We start from the raw sequence: 24,793 nt of genomic DNA on the forward strand, positions 1-24,793 counted from the left end.
GGAGGGCCGGATCAGTACCGGTCGACGGTCGGGGGCTCGGGGATCTCGTAGCCCGCCTCGCCGACGGTCCCCTGCAGGGCGGCCTCCCAGGCGCCCGACACGATCATCTCCTCGATGGCATCGTTGATGGCGTTGCGGGACTCGTCGTCGCCCTTGGCCAGGCCGATGCCGTACCGCTCCTCGGTGAACGGCTCACCGACGACCTTGAAGTCGCCGGGACTCTGCGCCGCGTAGCCGGCCAGGATGATGTCGTCGGTGGTCACCGCGTCGACCGCGCCGTTGCGCAGGGCCTCCACGCACAGCGAGTAGGTGTCGAACTCCTGGAGCTGCACCTCGCTGGCGTAGGTGTCCTTGATGTTCTGGGCCGGCGTGGAACCGGCCACCGAGCACAGTCGCTTGCCGTCGAGGGTCTCGGGACCGGTGATCTCGGTGTCGTCGGCCCGCACCAGCAGCGACTGGCCGGCGATGAAGTACGGTCCGGCGAAATCGACCTTCTCCTTGCGGGAGTCGGTGATCGAGTACGTCGCGACGATGTAGTCGACCTCACCGTTCTGGATCAGCGTCTCGCGCTGCGCCGAGGGGGCCTCCTTGAAGGTGATGTTCTCCTCGGCCACCCCGAGCTGCCCGGCGACGTACTTGGCGACCTCGACGTCGAAGCCGCTGAACGTGCCGTCGGGATTGCGCAGTCCCAGCCCGGGCTGATCGAACTTGATCCCCACGGTGAGGTTCCCCCCTTCGGCGGACTGCGACACGCTGCGGGACTCGTCGCCGCCACAGGCGGTGGCGACGACCGCGACGGCGACGGCGCCGAGGGCCAGGCGGATGGAGCGGGACGGTTTCATCGTTACCTCCGTGTGGATCGGTCTACCTTGACGACGCGCGGAGCCGCCCGCCGGGCGGCCGGTGTCAGTGGCTGAGGATCTTGCCGAGGAAGTCCTTGGCGCGGTCGGACTTCGGTGAGGTGAAGAAGGTGTCGGGATCGGTGTCCTCGACGATGCGGCCGTCGGCCATGAACAGCACCCGGTCGCCGGCCTTGCGGGCGAAACCCATCTCGTGGGTGACCACGACCATCGTCATGCCCTCCTTCGCGAGGGAGGTCATGACGTCGAGGACCTCCTGGACCATCTCGGGGTCCAGCGCCGAGGTGGGCTCGTCGAAGAGCATCACCTTCGGGTTCATCGCCAGGGCCCGCGCGATCGCCACGCGCTGCTGCTGCCCACCCGACAGCTGCGCCGGGTACTTGTCGGCCTGGTTGGCGATGCCCACCCGGTCGAGCAGCTGCATGGCGGTCTCGCGCGCATTGTCCTTCTTGATCCTGCGCACCTTGACGGGGCCGAGCATGACGTTCTCGAGGATCGTCTTGTGGGCGAACAGGTTGAACGACTGGAACACCATCCCGACGTCCGAGCGCAGCCGGGCCAGCGCCCTGCCCTCGGCGGGCAGGGGAGTGCCGTCCACCCGGATCTCCCCGGAGTCGATGGTCTCGAGCCTGTTGATGGTGCGGCAGAGCGTGGACTTCCCCGAACCCGACGGTCCGACGACGATCACGACCTGACCGCGGGGGATCTCGAGGTCGATGTCCTGCAGGACGTGCAGTGCGCCGAAGTGCTTGTTCACCCCGGTCATCGAGATCATGGACGTGGTACCGCCCGAGCCCTCGGGCGGACGTGCCGTTCCGGTTGCCGCAGATGTCATACCTGCGACCCTATGTGGTCGGGGGCACACACCTCCGCTTTTCGGAACACTGCGAGGTTCGTCACGAATGTTCCGGTCGAGTGGGGTGGGTCGCAGGCCCTCGAACGGGGTGCATCACACCGGCGGTACCGCCCGGTAGCAGCGGCGGACGGGACACCATCAGAGGTGAGATACCCTGAGACGTGTCACTGATCGACGAAGAAGCCCCCCGTACCGGTGCCCGGACCTACGAGGTCCGCACCTACGGCTGCCAGATGAACGTACACGACTCCGAACGTCTGTCGGGGCTGCTGGAGGAGGCCGGATTCACCAGGGCCGAACCCGGCGCGTCACCGGATCTGGTCGTGTTCAACACGTGCGCCGTCCGGGAGAACGCCGACAACAAGCTGTACGGCAACCTGAGCCATCTGCGGCCGGTCAAGGACTCCAATCCGGACATGCAGATCGCGGTCGGTGGCTGCCTCGCCCAGAAGGACCGTGACACCGTCGTCAAGAAGGCCCCCTGGGTCGACGTCGTCTTCGGCACCCACAACATCGGCAACCTGCCGGCGCTGCTCGAACGCGCCCGCCACAACCGCCGCGCCGAGGTCGAGATCCTCGACGCGCTCGAGGCGTTCCCGTCGACGCTGCCCGCCAAGCGCGAATCGGCCTACGCCGGCTGGGTGTCCATCTCCGTCGGCTGCAACAACACCTGCACCTTCTGCATCGTGCCGTCGCTGCGCGGCAAGGAGGTCGACCGGCGACCCGGCGACATCCTCGCCGAGGTCCAGGCCCTCGTCGACGAGGGCGTGCTCGAGGTGACCCTGCTCGGGCAGAACGTCAACTCCTACGGCCGGTCCTTCGCCGACCCCGACCAGCCCCGCGACCGCGGCGCCTTCGCGTCGTTGCTGCGCGCGTGCGGGCAGATCGAGGGCCTCGAACGGGTGCGGTTCACCTCCCCGCACCCCGCGGAGTTCACCGACGACGTCATCGAGGCGATGGCGGAGACCCCCAACGTGTGCCCGCAGCTGCACATGCCGCTGCAGTCCGGCAGCGACCGCATCCTGCGCGCCATGCGCCGCTCCTACCGCAAGGAACGCTTCCTCGGCATCATCGAGCGTGTCCGCGCCGCGATGCCGCACGCCGCGATCACCACCGACATCATCGTCGGCTTCCCGGGCGAGACCGAGGAGGACTTCCAGCAGACCCTCGAGGTCGTGGAGAAGGCCCGTTTCACCAGCGCCTTCACCTTCCAGTACTCGAAGCGGCCCGGCACCCCGGCCGCCGAGATGGACGACCAGATCCCCAAGGAAGTGGTGCAGGAGCGCTACCAGCGGCTCATCGACCTGCAGGAACGCATCACCCTCGAGGAGAACCGCAAACTCGTCGGCACCGAGGTCGAACTGCTCGTCGCCGCGGGGGAGGGCCGCAAGGACGCCGAGACCGCCCGCATGAGCGGACGCGCCCGCGACGGTCGGCTCGTGCACTTCCGGCCCGAGGGCGCGATCGATCGGGCAGTGCGTCCCGGCGACATCGTCACCATCGTCGTCAGCGACGCCGCGCCGCACCACCTCGTCGCGGACACCCCGATCCTCACCCACCGCCGGACCCGGGCCGGAGACCACTTCGAACAGGGCCGCCTGCCCAAGACCCCGCCGATCGGGGTGGGACTCGGACTGCCCAAGGTGGGCGTCCCGGAACCGCTGCCCGCACAGACAGGATGCAACGCATGACCGCCGACCGGCCGAACGAGTTCGGCACCTCCGACCACCGCCGCGCCGAACTCGAGGCGGCCGAGCGCAAGGCCGCCGGCGTCATCGACCCGGGTGTCCGGGCGCTCGTGGTGGCGGTCGCCGTCCTGATCCTGCTCGGCTCGTTCGCACTGCCCCACGCCGGCTCCGCCAACGGGTGGGAGGTGCTGACCTTCTCCCAGGACGCCGCCGCCGAGGAGATCGCCCTGCCGTCGCGGCTGTTCGTGTGGTTCGCGCTGGTCTTCGGCGGACTCGGCTCGATCATCGCCCTCGTGACCGGCAAGTGGGCCGCCGCGTGGATCGCGCTGGCCGGTTCCGCGGTGTCCATCATCTTCGGCATGCTGTCGATCTGGTCGCGGCAGACCCTGCCCGCCGAGTCCACGGCCGGCGGCCCGGGTATCGGTCTGGTGCTCGGCTGGTTCGCGATCATCGTGATCGTCTTCCACTGGTGCCGCGTGGTGTGGGCCCGTACCTCCGCCCAGCTCGAGGCCGAGGCCCGGCTGCGCGAAGAGGTCGCCAAGGACGAGACGCCGCGCCTGCGCCGTAAGGACTGAGCGGCCCGCTCCGTTCACACGACTCCGATTCGACACGGGCCCCTCTCCGCACTCGCGGAGAGGGGCCCGTGTCGAATCCGGTCGGCAGGTCAGCGTTCGCTGACGGCACCCTCGGCGGCCTCCGCCCACTCACGCCACTGCGCGGCCTGGGCGAGAGCCTGCTCGGCCTCCTTCGCCCGGCCCGCGGCCCGGGCCTTGGCGGCCTGCTCCTCGAACTGGTGCACCCGCTCGCGGAACTGCGCGGCCCGGGCCAGTGCCTCGGGGTCGGTGCGCCGCCACTGGGAGTCCGCGGCCTCGCGCACCCGCTTCTCGATGGCGCGCAGGCGTCCCTCGAGATCGTGGATGCGGTCGCGCGGCACCTTGCCGATGGCCTCCCACCGGTCCTGCAGTTCCCGCAGTTGGGTGCGGGCCGCCTCGAGATCGGCCGACGGATCGATCGACGCCGCCGACTCGAGCAGCGCCTCCTTCAGTCGGGCGTTCTCCTCGAACTCGGCCTCCCGCTCCGCGTTCGCCGCGTTGCGGGCGGCGAAGAAGACGTCCTGCGCGGCCTTGAACCGCTTCCACAGCTGGTCGTCGGCCTCGCGCGGTGCGCGCCCCGCGGCCTTCCACTCGGCGAGCAGGTCGCGGAAGGCGGCCGCGGTGGCACCCCAGTCGGTGGAGTCCTGCAGCGCCTCGGCGCGGGCGACGAGGTCCTCCTTGCGGGCCTTCGCCGCCGCGCGCTCCCGATCGAGCTCCGCGAAGTGGGCGCCGCGCCGGCGGTTGAACGCCTCGCGGGCCTTCGAGTAGCGGCGCCACAGCACGTCGTCGACCTTGCGGTCCACGCCGCGGATGGTCTTCCACTCCTCGAGGATCTCCCGCAGCCGGTCGCCGGCGGCCTTCCACTGGGTGGACTCGGCGGCGATGGTCTCGGCCTCGGCGGCCAGGGCCTCCTTGCGGGCGGTGGCCTCGGCGCGCCGCTTCTCCTTCTCGATCTTCGCCTGCGCTGCGGCCTGCTCCGAGTGCTCGATGATGGCCTGCAGGCGCGTCGCGAGCGCGTCGAGGTCGCCGATGACGGCGGCGGTGGGCAGCGACTCGGCGAGCGCCTCGGCGGCGGCGCGGGTCTTCTTCACGTCGGCCGTGCCCGATGCCAGCCGGGTCTCGAGGACCGCGACCTCCGTGGCGAGGTCGTCGTAGCGGCGGCCGAAGTGCGCGAGCCCCTCCGCGGCGTCACCGGCCTGCCAGGACCCGATGCACCGCTCGCCCTCGCTGGTGAAGACCCAGGCGGTGCCGTCCTCGTCGACACGACCGAACCGGCTCGGGTCGCTCTCCGGCACCGTGGGCGTGTGCGGATGGCTCTGGGCCGCGACGGGATGCGGCTTGGGGTGCGTCTCCCCGGCGTGGGGGCCGGGCGCTGCGGGCCCGGGCCGGGTCGAGTCGGTCCGCGTCGGCGCTGCAGTCCGGTCCTGTGCATTCGGGTCGCTCATCGATACCTCATCTCTGCCGCGCGGCACGGCTGCCTGGTCGCATCGTTACTACCGCAGGTCGGTCATGGGGACTCCCGTGATCACGTCCGCCCCCTATTGAAACAGGTCGTGCCGATGCGGGGCGCCCGGTCCGGTCGACTACGGTGGCCGATGTGTTGACCGCCGCGGCGTTCGTGCCCTCCCCACCGCTGCTCGTACCGGAACTCTGTGGCCTCGCGGCCGCCGAGACGGCCGACCTCCGAGACGCCGTGCTGGACGTCGGACGTGCACTGTCGGATGCCGCCGAGTGGGTCGTGGTGGGTGTCGAGGACACCGAACGGACCGTGCCGGCGACCGCCCGCGGCACCTTCCGCGGCTTCGGTGCCGACGTCACCGTCGCCCTGGGACCCGACGCGGACGGCGACCCCGACCCGCTGCTGCCGCTTCCGGCGCTGGTCGCCGGGTGGCTCCGCGATCGCACCGCCCCGCAGGTGCGGGTGGACACCCACGTCCTCGCCGCGGCCACCGATGCCGACAAGTGTGCCGACCTGGGCGCCGAGCTGCGCGCCCGCCTCGACGCCGACGACCTGCCCCGAGCACTGCTCGTCGTCGCCGACGGTGCGGCGACCCTCACACCGAAGGCCCCCGGCGCCCACGACCCGCGTTCGGAGGCGGTCGAGGCTGCACTCGCCGCAGCCCTCGCCGCCGGTGACCCGGCCGCACTCGCGCATCTCGATCCCGCCCTGTGCGCCGAGATCCGGCTCGAGGGCCGCGCCGCCTGGCACGTCCTCGCCGGGGCGTTCCCGTCCCGGCCCACCTCGGTGACCGTCGGCTATTCGGCGGCGCCCTACGGCGTCGGCTACCACGCGGGGGTCTGGAAGCCGTGAGCGTGGACGCACCGATCACTCCCGTGGCGGTCGTCGGCCCCACCGCCACGGGCAAATCCGATCTCGGTCTCGACCTCGCCGAGGCGCTCGGCGGCGAGGTCGTCAACATCGACGCGATGCAGCAGTACCGCGGCATGGACATCGGGACGGCGAAACTCGCCCCCGAGGAGCGCCGCGGGATCCCGCACCACCAGCTCGACGTCCTCGACGTCACCGAGACCGCGACGGTGGCGCGCTACCAGCAGGCCGCGGCCGAGGACGTCGAGGCGATCCTCGCGCGCGGGCACCGCCCGATCATCGTGGGCGGCTCGATGATGTACGTGCAGGCGCTGCTCGACCAGTGGCAGTTCCCTGCCACGGATCCGCAGGTCCGCGCCAAGTGGGAGGCCGTGCTCGAATCCGAGGGGCTCGCCGCGATCCACCGCGCCCTGCAGGAGGCCGACCCCGCCGCGGCCGCCACCATCCTGCCCACCGACGGCCGCCGCATGGTGCGCGCCCTCGAGGTCGTCGAACTGACCGGCAAGCCGTTCGCGGCGTCGCAGCCGACCATCGGCGAGCCGCGCTGGGACACCGTGATCCTCGGCGTCGACCGCGAGACCGCCGAACTCGACGACCGGATCGCACGGCGCACCGACCTGATGTTCGAGCTCGGTCTCGTCGACGAGGTGCAGCGGCTGGTCGAGGTGGGGCTGCGGGACGGCGTCACCGCCCGCCGCGCCATCGGATACGCGCAGGTCCTCGCGTTCCTCGACGGCGAATACGATCTCGCCGAGGCACGCGAACGCACCTTCATCGGTACCCGCCGCTACGTACGCCGCCAGCGGTCCTGGTTCCGGCGCGACCCGCGCATCCACTGGCTCGACGGCGCCGACCCGAAGCTGCTCGACGCCGCGCTCGACGCCGTCCGGCAGGTGCACCCGCCGTCCACCGCACCCCCTCGATAAGGTATCCGCATGGAGTTCAGCAAAGGGCACGGCACCGAGAACGACTTCGTCATCCTCCCGGATCCCGATGCCCGGCTGGACCTCGACGCGCCCCGGATCGCGGCGCTGTGCGACCGGCGCCGCGGACTCGGCGCCGACGGCCTGCTCCGCGTCGCCAGGGCCGGCGCCCTCGTCGCCGCCGGAGTGCTCGACGCGCTGCCCGAGGGCACCGCCGCGGACGACTGGTTCATGGACTACCGCAACGCCGACGGCTCCATCGCGGAGATGTGCGGCAACGGCGTGCGGGTGTTCGCGCACTATCTCACCGCACACGGCCTCGAGAACCGATCCGAGTTCGTCGTCGGCAGCCGCGCCGGCGGCAAGCCCGTCGTCGTCCACGAGTCCGGCCCGGTGGTCGGCGAGGTCACCGTGGACATGGGTGTGGTGCGCACGCTCGGCGAGTCCACCGCGACCCTCGACGGCCGTGTCTATCCCGGTCTCGGCATCGACGTCGGCAACCCGCATCTGGCCTGTGTCGACCCGCACCTGACCGACACCGCGCTGGCGGCCCTCGATCTGAGCGCACCGGGCTTCGATCCCGGTTTCTTCCCTCACGGCGTCAACATCGAGTTCCTGACCCCGATCTCCTCCGGCGTCGTCCACATGCGGGTCCACGAGCGCGGTGTGGGGGAGACCCGCTCGTGCGGCACCGGCACCGTCGCCGCCGCGGCCGCCGCACTGCGCTTCGACGGCGCCACCGACGGGGCCGTGCGCGTGCAGATCCCCGGCGGTGCGGTCCAGGTGTGCATCGAGAACGGCCGTGCCTGGCTGCGCGGCCCGTCGGTGCTGGTCGCGACCGGCACGATCGACGACGACTGGTGGTCGGCACAGGCGTGACCCCGCTGTAGTCGGCACGGCAGTGAGCGTGGTGCGGGAGTGACCGTCGCGGCGCGGTGAGGGGCACGACAGGAGAACTCGAATGCACCGGCGTCGCCGCCGTGACACCATGGAGGTGTATGACGAACACACAGCGCACGCGCCGCGCAACCACAGACGACAGCCGATCGACCGCGTCCCCGCTACGCGAAGGCTGGACCACCGACGATCCGTCCGTCGGTGAGATGCAACTCGAAGACCGCAGCGCGTTGCGGCGTGTGGCCGGTCTGTCCACCGAACTCGAGGACGTCACCGAGGTCGAGTATCGCCAGTTGCGGCTCGAACGGGTCGTGCTCGTCGGCGTGTGGACGGGCGGCACGGCGGCCCAGGCCGAGGCGAGTCTCGCCGAGCTGGCGGCGCTCGCCGAGACGGCGGGCTCCGAGGTGCTCGAAGGCGTCATCCAGCGCCGCGACCGCCCCGACGCCGCCACCTACATCGGCTCCGGTAAGGCCGACGAACTCCGGCAGATCGTGCTGTCCACCGGCGCGGACACCGTCATCTGCGACGGTGAACTCACCCCCGCCCAGCTCACCGCTCTGGAGAAGGTCGTCAAGGTCAAGGTCATCGACCGCACCGCGCTGATCCTCGACATCTTCGCCCAGCACGCCACCTCCCGCGAGGGCAAGGCGCAGGTCGCGCTCGCCCAGATGGAGTACATGCTCCCGCGGCTGCGCGGCTGGGGCGAGTCGATGTCGCGGCAGGCCGGTGGTCGTGCCGGCAGCAACGGCGGTGTGGGTCTGCGCGGTCCCGGTGAGACGAAGATCGAGACCGACCGTCGCCGGATCCGCGAGCGGATGGCCAAGCTGCGCCGCGAGATCAAGGCCATGAAGGCCACCCGCGACACCAAGCGCACCCGGCGTCGCCGCAACAAGATCCCCTCGGTCGCGATCGTGGGCTACACCAATGCCGGCAAGTCGAGCCTGCTCAACCGACTCACCGGCTCCGGGGTGCTGGTGCAGAACGCCCTGTTCGCGACCCTCGATCCCACCACCCGCCGGGCCGCGCTGCCCGACGGCCGGGAGTACGTCCTCACCGACACCGTCGGGTTCGTGCGCCACCTGCCCACCCAGCTGGTCGAGGCGTTCCGCTCGACGCTCGAGGAGGTCGCCGACGCGGATGTGCTCATGCACGTCGTCGACGGCTCCGATCCGCTGCCCACCGAGCAGATCAAGGCGGTCCGCGAGGTCATCACCGAGGTGCTGCGCGAGTCCGACGCTCCGCCGCCGCCCGAGCTGATCGTCGTGAACAAGATCGACGCCGCCGATCCGGTGACCCTCACCCAGCTGCGCAGTGCGGTCCCCGACGCGGTGTTCGTCTCCGCGCACACCGGGGAGGGCATCGACGGGCTGCAGACGACTCTGGCGTCGTTGCTCGAGGATCCCGACGTCGAGGTCAAGCTGCTCCTGCCGTACACCCGCGGCGACCTGCTGGCCCGCATCCACACGGACGGGCAGGTCATCGAGTCCGCGCACGAGGCGGACGGCACCCGTGTGCACGCGCGGGTCCCCGCGGCGCTGGCGTCGGCCCTGGTGGACTTCGCCGCCTGAGATGGGGAGGGTGCGCCGGACGGCGCTGCTCGCTGCCGCGACGCTGGCGTTCGTGCCGGTCGCGCCCGCCGCAGCCGACGACGCGGAGGTCCCGGTGGCCGACCTGCCGTCCGGAACGCTGTGTACCCCCGCCGACCCGGCGCTCGCCGAACTGTCGGGACTGGCGGTGCTCGGTGACCGGCTGTTCGTCACCCCCGACGCGGGGGAGGACGAGCGCATCGTCGAGCTCGACGCGGACTGTGCGGTGCGGCAACGGATCCCGCTCCCCGTCGATCCCTACGACGTCGAGGACCTCGCGGCCGGACCGGACGGGCGCCTGTGGGCCGCCGATCTCGGCGACAACCGGCGCTCCCGGGACACCGTCGCCCTGATCTCCCTCGACCCCGACACGGGGGACGGGGAGCTGTACCGGCTGACCTATCCCGACGGTGCCCGCGACGCTGAAACGGTGCTGATCCCGGCGGACGGTGTGCCGGTGATCGTCACCAAGCCCCTGTTCGGCGCGAGCGACGTCTACCGCCCCGCCGGCGGCCGCACCCTCGGCGACCTCGCGAGCCCCGGTCCGAATCCGCTCGAGAAGGTCGGAACGCTCGCGCTCGGACCCACCGACACTACGGGCGGCCCGATCCCGGGTGCCTCCACGCTCGTCACCGGGGGCGCGGTGAGCGCGGACGGGACCGTCGCGGCGGTGCGCACCTACACCGACGTCCACCTGTTCCCGGTGCCCGACGGCGATCTCGTGGCGGCGCTGGCCGCCGGCCCGAGTGTCCGGATTCCCGTTCCGGACGAGCCGCAGGGTGAGGCCGTGGCGTTCACCGTCGACGGCGACCTGCTCACCGCCTCCGAGCGGGCCGGGGGCGCGGCGAATCCCCCGATCCGGGTGCTGCGCGGCGCGACCGGCCTGTTCGCGCCCTCGGGTGAGGGTGCCACGGACGACTCGCCCGCGGTACTGCCGGTGGTCGGCGCGGTGCTCGGCGCCGTCGCGGTGGTGGGGGCGCTCGGCGTCGTGCTCCGCCGCCGCACGCGTCGCTGAATCCTCCGCCGCGACGGCGGCTCTCGCGGCGACGGACCACCCGGGAACCGCGCCGCGGTGGCAGAACGGCCGGGCTGACCTGCGTAGGGTCCCCGCGAGCGGCCTACCATGTCCTGTCGTGACCGAACGAGTGAAGGCGACCGGGAGTACCGCGACGAACCGGGGACGGACCCGGGGATGGACACTGCACGGCGACGGACGTCGCATCAGCCCCGGCGCCGTGGTCGCGCCGCACGAGCGGCTGTCCTGGCCGCGCACCGTCGGCATCGGCATGCAGCACGTCATCGCCATGTTCGGTGCGACGCTGCTGGTGCCGACCATCACCGGCTTCCCGGTGACCACGACGCTGCTGTTCTCCGGCATCGGCACCGCCCTTTTCCTCATCATCACCCGCGGGCGGGTCCCCAGCTATCTCGGCTCGTCGTTCGCCTTCATCGCCCCACTCGGCGCCTCGGCGGGACACGGCATGGCGGCGCAACTCGGCGGGATCCTCGCGGTCGGTGTCGTCCTCGTCCTGATCGGCCTGGCGGTCAAGGCCGCCGGTGCACGGGTCATCGACGCGGTGATGCCGCCGGTGGTCACCGGCGCCATCGTGGCCCTGATCGGCCTGAACCTCGCGCCCACCGCGGCGACCTCCTACGAGGCGCAACCCCTCGTCGCGACGGTCACGCTCGTGGTCACCCTGCTCGTGACGGTGGTCGGTCCCGGCATGCTCGGCCGCCTCGGCATCCTCGTCGGTGTCGTCGTCGGCTGGATCTTCGCCGCGGTCACGGGGGCGTTGTCGTCCGAACGCGTCGAGGCGATGCGCGAGGCCGCCTGGTTCGGCCTGCCCGAACTGCACGCCCCCCGCTTCGAGTTGTCCGTCATCCTGCTGGCCCTGCCCGTGGTGGTCGTGCTCGTCGCCGAGAACGTCGGCCACGTCAAGGCCGTCGCTGCGATGACCGGCCGGAATCTCGACGACATGGCCGGCAACGCCCTGCTCGCCGACGGCCTGGCGACGACGCTCGCCGGTGCCGGCGGCGGCTCGGGCACCACCACCTACGCCGAGAACATCGGCGTCATGGCCGCGACCCGTGTCTACTCCACCGCGGCCTATGCCGTCGCGGCGCTCACCGCGGTCGTCCTCGCCTTCTCCCCGAAGTTCGGTGCCCTCGTGTTCACCGTCCCCGACGGTGTGCTCGGCGGCGCGACCCTCGTCCTCTACGGTCTCATCGGCATCCTCGGCGTGCGGATCTGGATGGACGCGAAGGTGGACTTCACCGATCCGGTGAACCTCAGCGTCGTCGCCGCGGCGCTCGTCGCCGGTATCGGTGACCTGACCCTGTCGATCGGCTCGGTCGAACTCGGCGGCATCGCGTGGGGGTCGATCGGCATCCTGGTCGCCTACCCGATCCTCCGGCGGCTCGGGGACCTGCGACGCTGATCGAGGCGTGACCTGCATCGCACCGCGGTGCGCAGGAGGGTCGTCCGGGTCACAAAATGCGCTCGGTTGTGTCAGCGTCACCGAGTGATCGTCTGCATACCGTGAGTATGTCGAACGACGTCTCACACAGGAGCGCAGATGGAACGCACCCTTTTCGAGCCCGAGCACGAACTCTTCCGCGAGTCGTACCGGAAGTTCCTCGAACAGGAGGTGGCCCCCTACCACGAGCAGTGGGAGAAGGATAAGATCGTCGACCGCGAGGTGTGGAAGAAGGCCGGCGCGCAGGGCTTCCTCGGCATGGCCGTGCCGGAGGAGTACGGCGGCGGCGGCATGGACGACTTCCGCTACAACGCCATCATGGCCGAGGAGACCACCAAGCTCGGCTTCAGCGGTCTCGGCTTCATGCTGCACAACGATGTCGTCGCGCCCTACCTGCTCGAGCTCGCCAACGAGGAGCAGAAACAGCGCTGGCTGCCCGGTTTCTGTTCCGGTGAGCTGATCACCGCGATCGCCATGACCGAGCCCGGCACCGGCAGCGACCTGCAGGGCATCAAGACCCGCGCGGTGCGCGACGGCGACGACTGGATCCTCAACGGCGCCAAGACGTTCATCACCAACGGTATCCACTCCGATCTGGTGATCGTCGTGGCCTGCACCGACCCCGACAAGGGCGCGCAGGGCTTCTCGCTCCTCGTCGTCGAGCGCGGTATGCCCGGCTTCGAGCGCGGCCGCAACCTCGACAAGATCGGCCTCGACGCCCAGGACACCGCGGAGCTGAGCTTCGACAACGTCCGCGTCCCCGGCGCCAACCTCCTCGGCCAGGAGGGCATGGGCTTCATCTACCTCATGCAGAACCTGCCGCAGGAACGTCTGGCCATCGCCGTCGTCGCCGCCGCCGCGATGGAGCGCGTGCTCGAGGAGACCATCCAGTACTGCCGCGACCGCAAGGCCTTCGGCAAGCCGATCGGCAAGTTCCAGAACACCCGCTTCGAGCTCGCCGAGCTCGCCACCGAGACCCAGCTCGCCCGGGTCTTCGTCGACCGCTGCATCGAGCTGCTCAACGAGAAGAAGCTCACCGTGCAGGAGGCCGCGATGGCCAAGTACTGGACCACCGACAAGCAGGTCGAGCTCATCGACCGCTGCCTGCAGCTGCACGGCGGCTACGGCTACATGCGCGAGTACCCGGTCGCCAAGGCGTACCTCGACGCGCGCGTGCAGAAGATCTACGGCGGCACCAACGAGATCATGAAGGAGGTCATCGGGCGCGGTCTGAACATCTGATCGCAACCGGGACCCACCGGGCACGAGAGCCCGGGGACCACACGAGGCCGGAGTGGCCTCCCGCAGTTCGCGGGAGGCCACCCCGGCCTCGCTCGTGGAGTGGAAGGTCGTGACGCCGAGGTCGCGAGGGTGGCCGATCAGACCTTGCGGATGACCGTGACCACCTTGCCGAGGATCACCGCGTCGTTGCCCGGGATGGGCTCGAACATCGGGTTGTGCGGCATGAGCCAGACGTCGCCGTCGACCCGTTTGAAGGTCTTGACCGTCGCCTCGCCGTCGAGCATCGCCGCGACGATGTCGCCGTTCTCGGCGACGTTCTGCTGACGCACGACCACCCAGTCGCCGTCGCAGATCGCCGCGTCGATCATCGACTCGCCGACCACCTTCAGCAGGAACAACTCGCCCTGGCCGACGAGTTCGCGGGGGAGCGGGAAGACGTCCTCGATCGACTCCTCCGCCAGGATCGGGCCACCGGCCGCGATGCGGCCCACCACGGGCACCATCGCCGCCGACGAGGGCACCTCGTCGGCGCCGGACGCGGCGACCACCTCGGGCGCGGACTCCGGGGCCGGCGCCCCGTCGAGTCCCCGCACGTCGACGGCGCGGGGGCGGTTCGGGTCGCGACGCAGGAAGCCCTTGCGTTCCAGGGTGCGCAGCTGGTGCGCGACCGAGGACGTGGAGTTCAGACCGACCGCGTCGCCGATCTCGCGGATGCTCGGGGGATAGCCCCGCTCGGCGACCGAGTCGCGGATCACCTCGAGGACGCGTCGCTGGCGCTCGGTGAGGCCGGCGGCCGGATCGTCGGTCGCGTGCCCACCCCGGCGGGCTGTGGATGTGCCGTCCGCCTTCATCGTGACCTCCGTGCGGCGAGTGTCGGATGGTTTGGAAGTTGTCGTTCGAATCTATCGAGATCGCACACGTATATCAAACACGTGTTCGACATTCACCCTCCGGAAGTGGTGACGCGCGGCCCGGCGCGTGGTACAACATTCGAACAGACTTTCGTTCGAACATGTGATCGAACGACACGTACGGCGGCACGGAGGTCATCCGATGAGCACAGCGATCCGGCTCGGAACCGCAGTTCGGGCACGACGGACGGCGCGGCTGCGCGCGGCCGTCCGGGAGGTCGACGCCCGGCCCCCGGTGCGGGCACCGCACCCCGCTCACCGGCCGCCGGCCGGTCGCTCGGCACTGCTCGAGCCCTCCTGGATCCCGCCGCAGGAGGAGGACACACGCATCACCGTCCCGTCGAGCCCGCCGCTGCACCGGCGCACCGAGGTCGTGCCCCGGCGCAGGCAGGCCGAGGACGTCACCGGGCGGCAGCTCGTGATCACCCTGCTGCTCGCGGCACTCGCCACCGTCGGGCTGCTGACGCTCGCGCACGTACGTACCGGTCAGGTGATCGAGGCGAACTCGCAGGCCGCGGTCGTCATCGTGCACGACGGGGAGGGGCTTCCGGAAAGCCTTCCGGGGGCACCGGATCCCTCCCGGCGCTGAGGCCGCCGTGACGTTTCGCGACCCGCACTCGACGCGGGAACCGGACAGACGGGTATTGTCCAACACTGTCAGTCACACCACTCCGTGTGGTCGCGGCGGTGTAGTTCCACCCGCGGGTGGAGACGGTTCCGGTTGGACGGCATCGGTTCGGCACCGGCGTCGCGGCCGGCACGGCCACGACGAAGGAACCGAGATGTACTGCCCGTATTGCCGACACCCCGACTCGCGGGTGGTCGATTCGCGCGAGGCAGACGAGGGTGCCGCGATCCGTCGTCGCCGGGCCTGCCCCGAATGCGGCCGCCGATTCACCACCGTCGAGACCGCGGTGCTCTCCGTCGTCAAACGCAGCGGTGTGACGGAACCATTCAGCCGCGAGAAGGTCGTGCGCGGTGTCGCGCGCGCCTGCCAGGGCCGTGACGTCGACAACGACGCTCTGAACAAACTGGCCCAGCAGGTCGAGGATGCGGTGCGGGCCAAGGGATCCCCGGAGGTGCCCAGCCACGAGGTCGGTCTGGCCATCCTCGGGCCGCTGCGCGATCTCGACGAGGTCGCCTACCTCCGGTTCGCCTCCGTCTACCGCGGGTTCAGCTCCGCCGAGGACTTCGAACGCGAGATCCACGAACTGCGCGCACATCAGCAGGCGCGGACCACCGAGCCGGACGAACAGAAGCAGTGACGCCGGCGCCGCCCGACTCTCGTCAGCGGACGGCGTCGATCGCCTTGAGGACCCGCTTCTCCGACACCGGGATCCGCGTGCCCAGGCTCTGCGCGAACAGGCTCACCCGCAGTTCCTCGATCATCCAGTAGATCTCCGTGATCTCGGGGGAACCGTGCCGCTCCTCGGGTAGGCGCGCCAGCAACTTGTCGTACGCGGAGTAGACCCGGTCGAGCACGTCCATGCCCGCGGCGTCCCGGTGTGCGCTCGCCGGCAACGACTCCAGCCGGTGCGCCGCCGCCGCGAGATAGCGCGGCAGGTCGGCCAGGCGTCGCGTTCCCAGATCCGTGACGAAACCCGGAAACAGCAGCGACGACAACTGTTCCCGCACATCCTCGGCGGCCTCACCGCGCACCCGGTCGAGCAGGATCCCCACCTCGTGGGCCTGCCCGAGTACCGGCACCACGGCCTTCAGCAGCCGGGCGACCCGCCCGGGCAGCTGCGACCGCACCGCCGCCGCGAGCCGCTCGAACTCCTCCGGTGTGCGCACCGGTCTGCCGTGCGCGGCGATCATCTCGTCGACCGCGCAGGCCCGGCAGTCCTCGACGAGCGCGTCGAACGACCCGTCGGGATTGCGTCCGAGTGTGAGCCGTTCGGTGTTGGTCAGCCCCGAGGTGACCGCCTTGGTCTTCGTCGGCGCCGAGGCGAGCAGCAGGGTGCGCAGACCCTGCCGGGTCGCGGCCTGCTGGGCCTGCGGGGTGCTGAGCACCCGCACCGCCACACCCTCGCCCTCCGGCACCAGCGCCGGATAACCGGTGACCTGCTGGCCTCCGACCTCGCGGGTCACCGTGGCGGGCAGGGTCCCGAGGGTCTCCGCTGTCCACACCAGCGTCGCGGCCCGTTCGGTACCCGACGCCGCCCGCGACACCTCGGCGTCCACGCGGGACGACAGCTGCTTACGGAGCTCGACGAGACTCTTGCTGCGGCCCAGCACCTTGCCCTTCTCGTCCACGGCCGCGAAGGTCATCCGCAGGTGGTCGGGCAGGGACGTGGGGGAGAAGTCCGACGGTTCGATGGGGCACCGGCCGAGCCGGGACAGCTCACGGGCCATCGCATTGACGAGCGGCTCGGACCGCGGGGTGACCGACGCGAGCGCCGCCGCCGCGAAGTCCGGTGCCGGAACGACCTGCCGGCGCAGGTGTTTGGGCAAGGTCTTGATGAGTGCGGTGACCAGCTCGGTGCGCATGCCCGGCACGAGCCAGTCGAAGCCCACCGCCCGCACGTTCGCCAGCAGGGCAACGGGGATCCGGGCGGTGACACCGTCCTCCTCGGTGCCGGGCTCGAACTGGTAGGTGAGCGGGAACTGGATCTCGCCCTGCCGCCAGGCATCCGGATAATCGCCCTCGAGCACCGCCGCGGCCTCTTGATTCACCACCGTCTCGGGGGTGAAGGTCAGCAGGTCGGGTTGCTGCCGGCGGGTCTTCTTCCACCAGGTGTCGAAGTGCCGCGCCGACACCACCTCCGGGCCGACCCGCTCGTCGTAGAACTCGAACAGGGTCTCGTCGTCGACGACGATGTCGCGGCGCCGCGCCCGGTGCTCGAGTTCCTCGACGTCCTCGAGCAGTGCCCGGTTGTCGTGGAAGAACCTGTGCTGCGTGCGCCATTCGCCCTGCACGAGTGCGTGCCGGATGAACAGCTCCCGCGAGACCTCCGGATCGATGCGGCCGTAGGGGACGGGTCGCTGCGCGACCAGTGGGATGCCGTAGAGGGTGACGCGTTCGTAGGCCATCGCCGCCTCGCGCCGGGTCGACCAGTGCGGCTCCGAATAGGTGCGCTTGACCAGATGGGGCGCCAGCTTCTCGACCCACTCGGGTTCGATGCGCGCGGCGGTGCGCGCCCACAGCCGGGATGTCTCGACGAGTTCGGCGGCCATCACCCAGCGCGGCGGCTTCTTGAACAGCGACGATCCGGGGAAGATCGCGAAGCGCGCGCCGCGCGCGCCGAGGAAGTCGCGCTTCTCGCCCTCGCGCAGACCGATGTGCGACAGCAGGCCCGCCAGCAGCGAGCGGTGGACGTCGTCGGGGTTCACCTCACGGTGCTGGGTCTGCCAGCCCATGTCCAGGCAGATCTGCCGCAGCTGCCCCTGCAGGTCCTGCCATTCGCGGATGCGCAGCCAGTGCAGGAACTCGTCGCGGCACATTTTCCGGAACCGGCTCGACGACAGCTCGCGACGCTGCTCCTTGAGGTAGTCCCACAGCTGCAGGAAGGCCAGGAAGTCCGAGCCCTCCACCGCGAATCGGGCGTGCTTCTCGTCGGCGGCCTGCTGGAACTCGGTGGGCCGTTCGCGCACGTCCTGGATGGACAGCGCTGCGACGATGATGAGCACCTCGCGCAGACAGCCGTTGCGGTGGCCCTCGACGATCATGCGGGCCATTCGCGGATCGACAGGTAGACGGGCGATCTCGCGGCCCACTGCGGTCAGCCGCGGTCCCTCGTCCTTCTTCGCGGGTTCGAGCGCGCCGAGTTCCTCGAGCAGGGCGATGCCGTCGCGGATCGCCCGCGGGTCGGGAGCCTCGACGAACGGGAAGTTCTCGATGTCGCCGAGACCGAGCGCGGTCATCTGCAGCACCACCGACGCCAGGTTGGTCCGCAGGATCTCCGGTTCCGTGAACTCCGGCCGGCTCTCGAAATCGTCCTCCGAGTAGAGCCGGATGCAGATGCCGTCGGCGACACGACCGCAGCGGCCGGCACGCTGCCGGGCCGAGGCCTGCGAGATCGGTTCGATCGGCAGCCGCTGCACCTTGGTGCGCACCGAGTACCGCGAGATGCGCGCGGTGCCGGGGTCGACGACGTACCGGATGCCCGGCACGGTCAGCGACGTCTCGGCGACGTTGGTGGACAGCACCACCCGCCGCCCGGTGTGCGGCGTGAACACCTTGTGTTGTTCGGCGGCGGAGAGCCGGCCGTAGAGCGGGAGGATCTCGGTGTTGCGCAGCTTGCGGTCGCGCAACGCGTCGGCGGTGTCGCGGATCTCCCGTTCGCCGGACAGGAACACGAGGATGTCGCCGTCGCCCTCGCGTTGCAGTTCCTCGACGGCCTCGCACACCGCGTCGACGGGATCGCGGTCGACGAGCGTATCGCCCACCTCGACGGTCAGCGGCCGGTAGCGCACCTCGACGGGATAGGTCCGGCCCGAGACCTCCACGATCGGGGCGGGCGTGCCGTCGGGGGCGGCGAAGTGCCGGGCGAAGCGTTCCGGGTCGATCGTCGCCGAGGTGATGATCACCTTCAGGTCGGGTCGGCGCGGCAGCAACTGCGCCAGATAACCCAGCAGGAAGTCGATGTTGAGGCTGCGTTCGTGCGCCTCGTCGATGATGATCGTGTCGTACTGCCGCAGCAGCCGGTCGCGCTGGATCTCGGCGAGCAGGATGCCGTCGGTCATGAGCTTGACCAGCGTCGACTCGGTGACCTGGTCGGTGAACCGCACCGTGTAGCCGACGGTGTCGCCGAGCTCGGTGCCGAGTTCCTCGGCCAGGCGCTCCGCCACCGCGCGGGCCGCGATCCGGCGCGGCTGGGTGTGGCCGATCAGCCCGCGCACCCCGCGGCCGAGTTCGAGGCAGATCTTCGGGATCTGCGTGGTCTTGCCCGAACCGGTCTCACCGGCGACGACCACGACCTGGTGGTCGCGGATCGCCGCGGCGATGTCGTCCTTGCGCTGGGAGACGGGCAGATCCTCGGGATAGCGGATCTCGGGGACCGAGTCGGCCCGCGTCGCGAGGCGGCTGCGGGCGTTGTCGATCTCGACGGCGATCTTCGCGAGGGCCTCACCGCCCCGCGCCCGATCGAGCCGGCGACGGAGCCGGTTCTCGTCGCGGAGGGAGACCTCGGACAGGGCAGCGCGCAGTTCGCGACGATTCGGGGCAGGGGAATTCGACATGCTGATCGACCAGCCTAGCGAAGCGGCCGGTCCCGGGCTTCTCGGGACCGGCCGTCCTCCGGTGCCTGCACCCGGGCGATCACCGCACCGAACACCTCCCGGTAGGGCGCGTGGACGGTGAAGTGGGTGAACCCGAAGCGGTCACGGCTGCGCAGGAGCTGCTCGGCCATCTCGTCGACCGTGCCGATCAGCACGAAGGGGGAGTCGAGCAGATCCGCGGCGGCGACGGTGCCGCCGAACCGGGCGGCGAGCGCCGCAGCCGCTGCATCCGGGTCGTCGGTCTCGACGACTGCCTGCAGCAGGGTGTGCCACTCGATCCGGTCGGCGCGGTCGCCCGCCTGCGCCCGCGCGAAGGCGACACGCTCGTCGGCCTCGGCGGCGGTGCCGATCCGGAAGCTCCCCGGCGGTCGTCCGCGCAGCCGGACCGCTCCGGCGACGCTCACGACGTCCGCGTGGGCCGCGGCTATGGACAGGACCCGGTCGCCGGTGCCCCCGACGATCAGCGGCGGGCCGTGGCCGCCGAAACCGTGGCGCTGTACGGGCGCGAGCACCGGTACCCCGAAGGCCTCCCGCAGTCCGGCCTGCTCGGGGAAGGCCGGTTCGGCGAAGGCGCACTGCAGTTGCCGCAAGGCGTCCTCGAGCCGGTCGGCGCGCTCGTCGAAGCGCTCCCATTCGATGCCGGCGGTGTCGAACTCCCATTTCATGTGTCCCGCACCGAGTCCGACCTCGAGGCGGCCGCCGGTGAGCAGGTCGGTCGTGGCGATCTCGCGGGCGAGCAGGGCGGGGTTCCAGAACGCCGTGTTGAGCACCAGCGTGCCCACCCGCAGCCGCTCGGTGGCCTGCGCCGCGGCGACCAGCACGGGGAACGGTGCGGGCACCCCGAGGTGGTCGGCGGTGTAGAGCGCGTCGAAGCCCGCCGCCTCCACCTGCCGGCACCACGCGGCGAACGCGTCCGGTCCCTCGACGGTGAAGACGTTGACGGAGAAGCGGAACTCGCCCATGGAATCCAGGGTGGCCGCTGTGGGGTGCCGGGCGCCAGGGTCACCCCGCATCTCGGGCGGCACGGCCGCCCTGCACCTCGGGCGGCGGGAGCGCTCGCGCGCGTCGGGCGCCGGAACCGGTGGATCCGCATACGATGACGGATGTCGTGATCGATCGTGGACGGGAGCTGGTCGTGGGTGCGTTGTGGCACGGATTCGCCGATATGGGCGCGGTCGAGAAGGACGGCGCCTTCGTCGTCGCGCGCGGCGAGGGTGCGTACATCTGGGACACCGACGGCAACCGCTATCTCGACGCCACCGCCGGCCTGTGGTTCACCAACGTCGGGCACGGCCGCATCGAGATCGGGGAGGCCGTCGCCGCACAGATCGGGAAGGTCGCGCACTACTCGAACTTCGGTGACCTGACCGCCGAACCGACCGTCGAGCTCGCCGAACGTCTCGCGGCGATCGCCCCGGTGACCGGCAGCCGGATCTTCTTCACCTCGGGCGGCTCCGACTCCGTCGACTCCGCTGCGAAGCTGGCGCGCCGCTACTGGCAGGAGGTCGGCCGGCCCGGCAAGACCCTGCTCGTCTCGCGCGAGAAGGCCTACCACGGCATGCACGTCGGTGGCACCTCGCTGGCCGGCATCCCGGTCAACGGCGAGGGCTACGGGCAGCTCTGGGAGGACACCGCGCGGGTGGCGTGGAACGACGCCAAGGCCTTGCTCGAACTCATCGACTCCGTCGGCGCCGACAGCATCGCGGCGTTCTTCTGCGAACCGATCATCGGCGCGGGCGGGGTGTACCTGCCGCCGGAGGGCTATCTCGCCGAGGTCCGCGAGATCTGCCGCGACCACGACATCCTCTTCGTCGTCGACGAGGTGGTCACCGGATTCGGGCGTATCGGCGGTTCCTGGTTCGCGTCGTCGCGCTTCGATCTGCGCCCGGACATGATCACCACGGCGAAGGGCCTGACCTCCGGCTACGTGCCGATGGGTGCGCTGTTCGTCGCCCCGCACGTCGCCGAGCCGTTCTTCTCGGGCGGGGTGTGGTGGCGCCACGGCTACACCTACGGTGGGCACGCCGCCGCCGCGGCCGCCGCCCTGGCGAATCTCGACATCATCGAACGTGAGAACCTGCTCGCCGAGTCGGCCAGGATCGAGCGGACGCTGCACGAGAAGCTCGCCCCGCTGGCCGAACATCCGCGGGTGGCCGAGGTACGCAGCGGTCTCGGAGCCGTGGCCGCCGTGCAGCTCGCCGACCCGTCCGAGGCACTCGGCTTCGTCAAGACCCTGCGGCAGCACGGCATCTCGAGCCGGGCGGCCGGTCAGGGCGCGATGCAGATCTCCCCGGCGTTCGTCATGACGGACGAGCAGATCGGCGCTCTCGCCGACGGAATCGCCGCAGCACTCGGCTGATCCGCTCCTTCGGGCCGGACGGGACCTCGTCGAGGGGGAGCTCGGGGCTGCCGTCGCGGGCCGCGAGCGACCGCGCGTACCGCTCGTGCAGCACCGAGCGCACCTCCTCGGGGGTGTAGTTGCGGCGTTGCCGCTCGTTACGGACGGCGACCGCGCCCGTCGCCGCGACACCCACGAGCCCGGCGAGTCCGACGAGCTTCCACCACTTTCCACCGCGCAGCGCCATGGACACGACCCTAACCGTGTAGTGTGCACGGCCCCAGCGGGCAGCGGGCACGGCGCCAGCGGGCAGCGGGCATGGCAGGCTGGCGGCATGGACACTTCACCGGGATCCCGTTCCGCCGGTGCACCCTCGCGGCTGCCGCTCGACGAGGCCGTGGCGACGACCCGCACGGGCGACGTCTGGATCTTCCGGGGAGCGACGCCCGCCGACCGGGCGATCCAGACCCTGACCAACGCGCCCGTGAACCACGTGGGGATGACCGTCGCGCTCGAGGACCTGCCGCCGCTGATGTGGCACGCGGAACTCGGGAGCAGCCTGCCGGACATGTGGACGGGCCGACACCAGCGCGGGGTGCAGCTGCACGATCTGCGCAGCGCGGTGCAGGTCTGGGCCGCCCGCTACGGCCAGCGCGGCTGGCTGCGGCAGATCACGGTGGAGGTCACTCCGGAGCAGGAGGACCAGCTGCTGCGCACCATCGCCCGGCTCGACGGCACGCCCTTCCCGTCGACGACGCGGTTGACCGGGCGCTGGTTCGCCGGCCGGTTGCCGCGCCGCCGCCGCACCGAGACGCCCTCGGGGGGTCTGGAGAGCGCCTACTGCGCGGAGGTGGTGGGCCTGACGATGGAGGAGATGGGTCTGCTGCAGCAGCGGCACCGGGGCAGCAACTGGTACGACCCGGGCCGGTTCTGGAGCGGCGACCGGTTGCCGCTCGCGCCGGGCGTCGAGCTGGGCGGGGAGATCGAGGTCGTGCTGTCGGAGGCGGACCTCGAGGCGGGCCGCGCCGCGGGCGGGTCCTCCTGAGCCGGTGGTAGGTGGGTCTCCGGAATCCTTTCTAAAGGTAAAGATGATAGGTCGTACTACACTGATAGGAATGACCGATCAGAGCTACCAGCCCACGCTGTCGCAGCTGCGCGCCTTCGTGGCGGTTGCCACCTACCGCCACTTCGGGACCGCCGCGGCGCGGCTCGACGTGAGCCAACCCACCCTGTCGCAGGGGCTGGCGGCACTCGAGAACGGCCTGGGGGTGCAACTGATCGAACGCAGCACCCGCCGCGTCCTGGTCACCGCCGCCGGTGAACGACTGCTGCCCTACGCCGAAGTGGTCCTCGAAGCGGCCGACAACTTCGTCGACGCCGCCGCCGGCATGGCCGACGGGCTCTCCGGACCGCTGCGGCTCGGGCTCATCCCCACGGTCGCGCCCTATCTGCTGCCGAGCGTGCTCCCGGCCTTCGACGAGTCCATGCCGTCGCTGACGCTCCACGTCGTGGAGGACCAGACCGCCCGCCTGCTCGACTCGCTGCGCGCGGGCACCCTCGACGTCGCCGTCCTCGCCCTGCCCGCCGACGTGCCCGGCGTGGTCGAGATCCCGCTCTACGACGAGGACTTCGTGGTCGTGCTCCCGCACGGACACGAACTCGCCGGCCGCACCGACCTGCCGGTGTCCACCCTCGACGACGCGCCGCTGCTGCTCCTCGACGAAGGGCACTGCCTGCGCGACCAGACCCTCGACCTGTGCCGGTCGGTGGACGTGCGGCCCACCTTCGGCGACACCCGCGCGACCTCGCTGTCGACCGTCGTGCGCTGCGTCGCCGGGGGACTGGGCGTCACCCTCGTCCCCGCCTCGGCCGTCCCGGTCGAGACCGCGCGCGGCGATCTCGACACCGCCCACTTCGCCGCACCCGCTCCGGGGCGCCGCATCGGCCTGGTCCACCGGTCCTCGTCGCCGCGCAGCGCCGACTACCGGATCCTCGCCGACGTCCTGCGCGGCTGCGTGCCGGAGCAGTGCCGGCCGGTCGTGCCCACCGCCTCTGCCTGAACCGTCGGCGCCTGGACCGTCAGCGACGGCCCTTGCGGCGCGGCGGCTTCCCCGACCGCTTCCGCGCGGGTGTCGTGGACCGGCGGGCGGCCGCACCGTCGCGCGCGCGGCGCGTCGGCGTCGACCCCTTCCGCTCACCCCGCCGCGTCGGCTTCTCCTCCTCGGCCTTCTCCTGCCGGCCGCGGGACGAGTTGGCGGTCCGGCCGCGGACGATGCCCACGAACTCCTCGACCAGATCGGTCGTACGGTCTGTGAGCCACACCAGGCCCACCTGCGAGGACGGCGCGTCGGCAACCGGCCGGTAGGTCAGGTCGCGGCGGTGGTGCAGGCGGGCGAGGGACTGCGGCGTCACCAGCACCCCCACCTCCGAGGCGACGTACGAGATCGCGTCCGCGGTGGTCGCGGGCCGCTCGAAGGCCTCCTCCCCGGGCAGCGAGGCCCAGTCCAGCACGTCGTCGAGGGGATGCAGGACCGTCTCGTCGGCGAGATCGGCCACGGACACCTCGTCCACCGCCGCGATCGCGTGTTCCTTGGGCACCACCACGACCGAGGTCTCGGTGTACAGCGGGATCACCGACAGGCCGTCCCGCAGCAGCGGCAGCCGCAGCAACGCGATGTCGGCCGCACCCTCGCGCAGCGGCTCCGCGCCCACGGTCGGCTCGACGGACACCAGTTCGATCGGCACCTCGGGCATCCGCTCGTTCCACACCCGCACCCACTTGGCGGGGGTCACCCCCGGGACGTAGGCCAGACGGAACGGCTGCACGGTCTCTTCGCTCACCGCGTCAGGCTACCGCCGCCCCGCCCGCCCGA

Annotated in this window: 22 protein-coding genes; 14 read left to right on the forward strand and 8 right to left on the reverse strand. The window is 71.0% G+C overall.

What is annotated here, in order from left to right; genetic code table 11:
• Positions 1 to 11: 11 nt before the first annotated feature.
• Both OED52_RS08865 and gluA read right to left on the reverse strand, forming a co-directional pair.
• Positions 12 to 842, reverse strand: coding sequence for a glutamate ABC transporter substrate-binding protein (locus OED52_RS08865; protein WP_264154266.1), 831 nt, complete (start codon positions 840 to 842; stop codon positions 12 to 14).
• Between the two features lie 64 nt (positions 843 to 906).
• Entirely contained in the window at positions 907 to 1,635 is a 729-nt protein-coding gene (gene gluA / locus OED52_RS08870; protein WP_264154633.1) for a glutamate ABC transporter ATP-binding protein GluA, read from the reverse strand.
• A 242-nt stretch (positions 1,636 to 1,877) separates the two neighbouring features.
• Here gluA and miaB point away from each other — a divergent pair, with 242 nt between their 5' ends.
• Together miaB and OED52_RS08880 are read left to right on the forward strand one after the other, a co-directional pair.
• Positions 1,878 to 3,407: a tRNA (N6-isopentenyl adenosine(37)-C2)-methylthiotransferase MiaB gene (gene miaB / locus OED52_RS08875; RefSeq protein ID WP_264154267.1), complete on the forward strand. Its 1,530-nt coding sequence runs from the start codon at positions 1,878 to 1,880 to the stop codon at positions 3,405 to 3,407.
• Positions 3,395 to 3,979: an Rv2732c family membrane protein gene (locus OED52_RS08880; RefSeq protein ID WP_413247734.1), complete on the forward strand. Its 585-nt coding sequence runs from the start codon at positions 3,395 to 3,397 to the stop codon at positions 3,977 to 3,979. The genes miaB and OED52_RS08880 overlap by 13 nt, the downstream gene beginning before the upstream one ends.
• A gap of 89 nt (positions 3,980 to 4,068) precedes the next feature.
• Here OED52_RS08880 and OED52_RS08885 read toward each other — a convergent pair whose 3' ends face one another.
• Positions 4,069 to 5,442, reverse strand: a complete 1,374-nt coding sequence (locus tag OED52_RS08885) for a DUF349 domain-containing protein (protein ID WP_264154269.1) — start codon at positions 5,440 to 5,442, stop codon at positions 4,069 to 4,071.
• Between the two features lie 152 nt (positions 5,443 to 5,594).
• Here OED52_RS08885 and OED52_RS08890 point away from each other — a divergent pair, with 152 nt between their 5' ends.
• The 7 genes from OED52_RS08890 to OED52_RS08920 all read left to right on the forward strand — a co-directional run bounded on the left by OED52_RS08890 (position 5,595) and on the right by OED52_RS08920 (position 13,451).
• Positions 5,595 to 6,308: a class III extradiol ring-cleavage dioxygenase family protein gene (locus tag OED52_RS08890; RefSeq protein ID WP_264154634.1), complete on the forward strand. Its 714-nt coding sequence runs from the start codon at positions 5,595 to 5,597 to the stop codon at positions 6,306 to 6,308.
• Positions 6,296 to 7,252, forward strand: coding sequence for a tRNA (adenosine(37)-N6)-dimethylallyltransferase MiaA (miaA, locus tag OED52_RS08895; protein ID WP_264154635.1), 957 nt, complete (start codon positions 6,296 to 6,298; stop codon positions 7,250 to 7,252). The genes OED52_RS08890 and miaA overlap by 13 nt, the downstream gene beginning before the upstream one ends.
• 9 nt (positions 7,253 to 7,261) lie before the next feature.
• Positions 7,262 to 8,128, forward strand: coding sequence for a diaminopimelate epimerase (gene dapF, locus OED52_RS08900; RefSeq protein WP_264154270.1), 867 nt, complete (start codon positions 7,262 to 7,264; stop codon positions 8,126 to 8,128).
• 119 nt (positions 8,129 to 8,247) lie between these two features.
• Positions 8,248 to 9,714, forward strand: a complete 1,467-nt coding sequence (gene hflX, locus OED52_RS08905) for a GTPase HflX (RefSeq protein WP_264154271.1) — start codon at positions 8,248 to 8,250, stop codon at positions 9,712 to 9,714.
• Position 9,715: 1 nt separating this feature from the next.
• Complete coding sequence (locus tag OED52_RS08910; protein WP_264154272.1) at positions 9,716 to 10,747, forward strand: hypothetical protein; 1,032 nt, start codon at positions 9,716 to 9,718, stop codon at positions 10,745 to 10,747.
• A 118-nt stretch (positions 10,748 to 10,865) separates the two neighbouring features.
• Positions 10,866 to 12,170: a uracil-xanthine permease family protein gene (locus OED52_RS08915; protein ID WP_264154273.1), complete on the forward strand. Its 1,305-nt coding sequence runs from the start codon at positions 10,866 to 10,868 to the stop codon at positions 12,168 to 12,170.
• 138 nt (positions 12,171 to 12,308) lie between these two features.
• Positions 12,309 to 13,451, forward strand: coding sequence for an acyl-CoA dehydrogenase family protein (locus tag OED52_RS08920; protein ID WP_264154274.1), 1,143 nt, complete (start codon positions 12,309 to 12,311; stop codon positions 13,449 to 13,451).
• Between the two features lie 137 nt (positions 13,452 to 13,588).
• Here the strand turns inward: OED52_RS08920 and lexA are convergent, their stop codons facing one another.
• Positions 13,589 to 14,302 carry a transcriptional repressor LexA gene (gene lexA / locus OED52_RS08925; RefSeq protein WP_264154275.1) on the reverse strand — a complete coding sequence of 238 codons (714 nt, stop codon included), beginning with the start codon at positions 14,300 to 14,302 and terminating at the stop codon, positions 13,589 to 13,591.
• Positions 14,303 to 14,504: 202 nt separating this feature from the next.
• Here lexA and OED52_RS08930 point away from each other — a divergent pair, with 202 nt between their 5' ends.
• Positions 14,505 to 14,951, forward strand: coding sequence for a hypothetical protein (locus OED52_RS08930; RefSeq protein ID WP_264154276.1), 447 nt, complete (start codon positions 14,505 to 14,507; stop codon positions 14,949 to 14,951).
• A 193-nt stretch (positions 14,952 to 15,144) separates the two neighbouring features.
• On the forward strand, positions 15,145 to 15,627 hold the full coding sequence (gene nrdR, locus OED52_RS08935; RefSeq protein WP_264154277.1) for a transcriptional regulator NrdR: 483 nt from the start codon (positions 15,145 to 15,147) through the stop codon (positions 15,625 to 15,627).
• Positions 15,628 to 15,649: 22 nt separating this feature from the next.
• Here nrdR and hrpA read toward each other — a convergent pair whose 3' ends face one another.
• Together hrpA and OED52_RS08945 are read right to left on the reverse strand one after the other, a co-directional pair.
• Entirely contained in the window at positions 15,650 to 19,543 is a 3,894-nt protein-coding gene (gene hrpA / locus OED52_RS08940) for an ATP-dependent RNA helicase HrpA (RefSeq protein ID WP_264154278.1), read from the reverse strand.
• 14 nt (positions 19,544 to 19,557) lie between these two features.
• Positions 19,558 to 20,544 carry a TIGR03621 family F420-dependent LLM class oxidoreductase gene (locus OED52_RS08945; RefSeq protein WP_264154279.1) on the reverse strand — a complete coding sequence of 329 codons (987 nt, stop codon included), beginning with the start codon at positions 20,542 to 20,544 and terminating at the stop codon, positions 19,558 to 19,560.
• Between the two features lie 134 nt (positions 20,545 to 20,678).
• Here OED52_RS08945 and OED52_RS08950 point away from each other — a divergent pair, with 134 nt between their 5' ends.
• Positions 20,679 to 21,941 carry an aminotransferase family protein gene (locus OED52_RS08950; RefSeq protein WP_264154280.1) on the forward strand — a complete coding sequence of 421 codons (1,263 nt, stop codon included), beginning with the start codon at positions 20,679 to 20,681 and terminating at the stop codon, positions 21,939 to 21,941.
• Here the strand turns inward: OED52_RS08950 and OED52_RS08955 are convergent.
• On the reverse strand, positions 21,883 to 22,167 hold the full coding sequence (locus OED52_RS08955; protein ID WP_264154281.1) for a hypothetical protein: 285 nt from the start codon (positions 22,165 to 22,167) through the stop codon (positions 21,883 to 21,885). The genes OED52_RS08950 and OED52_RS08955 overlap by 59 nt on opposite strands.
• An 87-nt stretch (positions 22,168 to 22,254) precedes the next feature.
• On the opposite strand from OED52_RS08955, the gene OED52_RS08960 reads away from it, so the two are divergent.
• Both OED52_RS08960 and OED52_RS08965 read left to right on the forward strand, forming a co-directional pair.
• Positions 22,255 to 22,965, forward strand: coding sequence for a hypothetical protein (locus OED52_RS08960; RefSeq protein WP_264154282.1), 711 nt, complete (start codon positions 22,255 to 22,257; stop codon positions 22,963 to 22,965).
• Positions 22,966 to 23,035: 70 nt separating this feature from the next.
• On the forward strand, positions 23,036 to 23,980 hold the full coding sequence (locus tag OED52_RS08965; RefSeq protein WP_264154283.1) for a hydrogen peroxide-inducible genes activator: 945 nt from the start codon (positions 23,036 to 23,038) through the stop codon (positions 23,978 to 23,980).
• A gap of 19 nt (positions 23,981 to 23,999) precedes the next feature.
• On the opposite strand, the gene OED52_RS08970 is transcribed toward OED52_RS08965, so the two are convergent.
• Positions 24,000 to 24,761, reverse strand: a complete 762-nt coding sequence (locus OED52_RS08970; RefSeq protein ID WP_264154284.1) for a LysR family substrate-binding domain-containing protein — start codon at positions 24,759 to 24,761, stop codon at positions 24,000 to 24,002.
• Between the last annotated feature and the right edge of the window lie 32 nt (positions 24,762 to 24,793).

This window comes from Rhodococcus sp. Z13, assembly GCF_025837095.1.
In the GTDB taxonomy this organism is placed as follows: domain Bacteria; phylum Actinomycetota; class Actinomycetes; order Mycobacteriales; family Mycobacteriaceae; genus Rhodococcus; species Rhodococcus sacchari.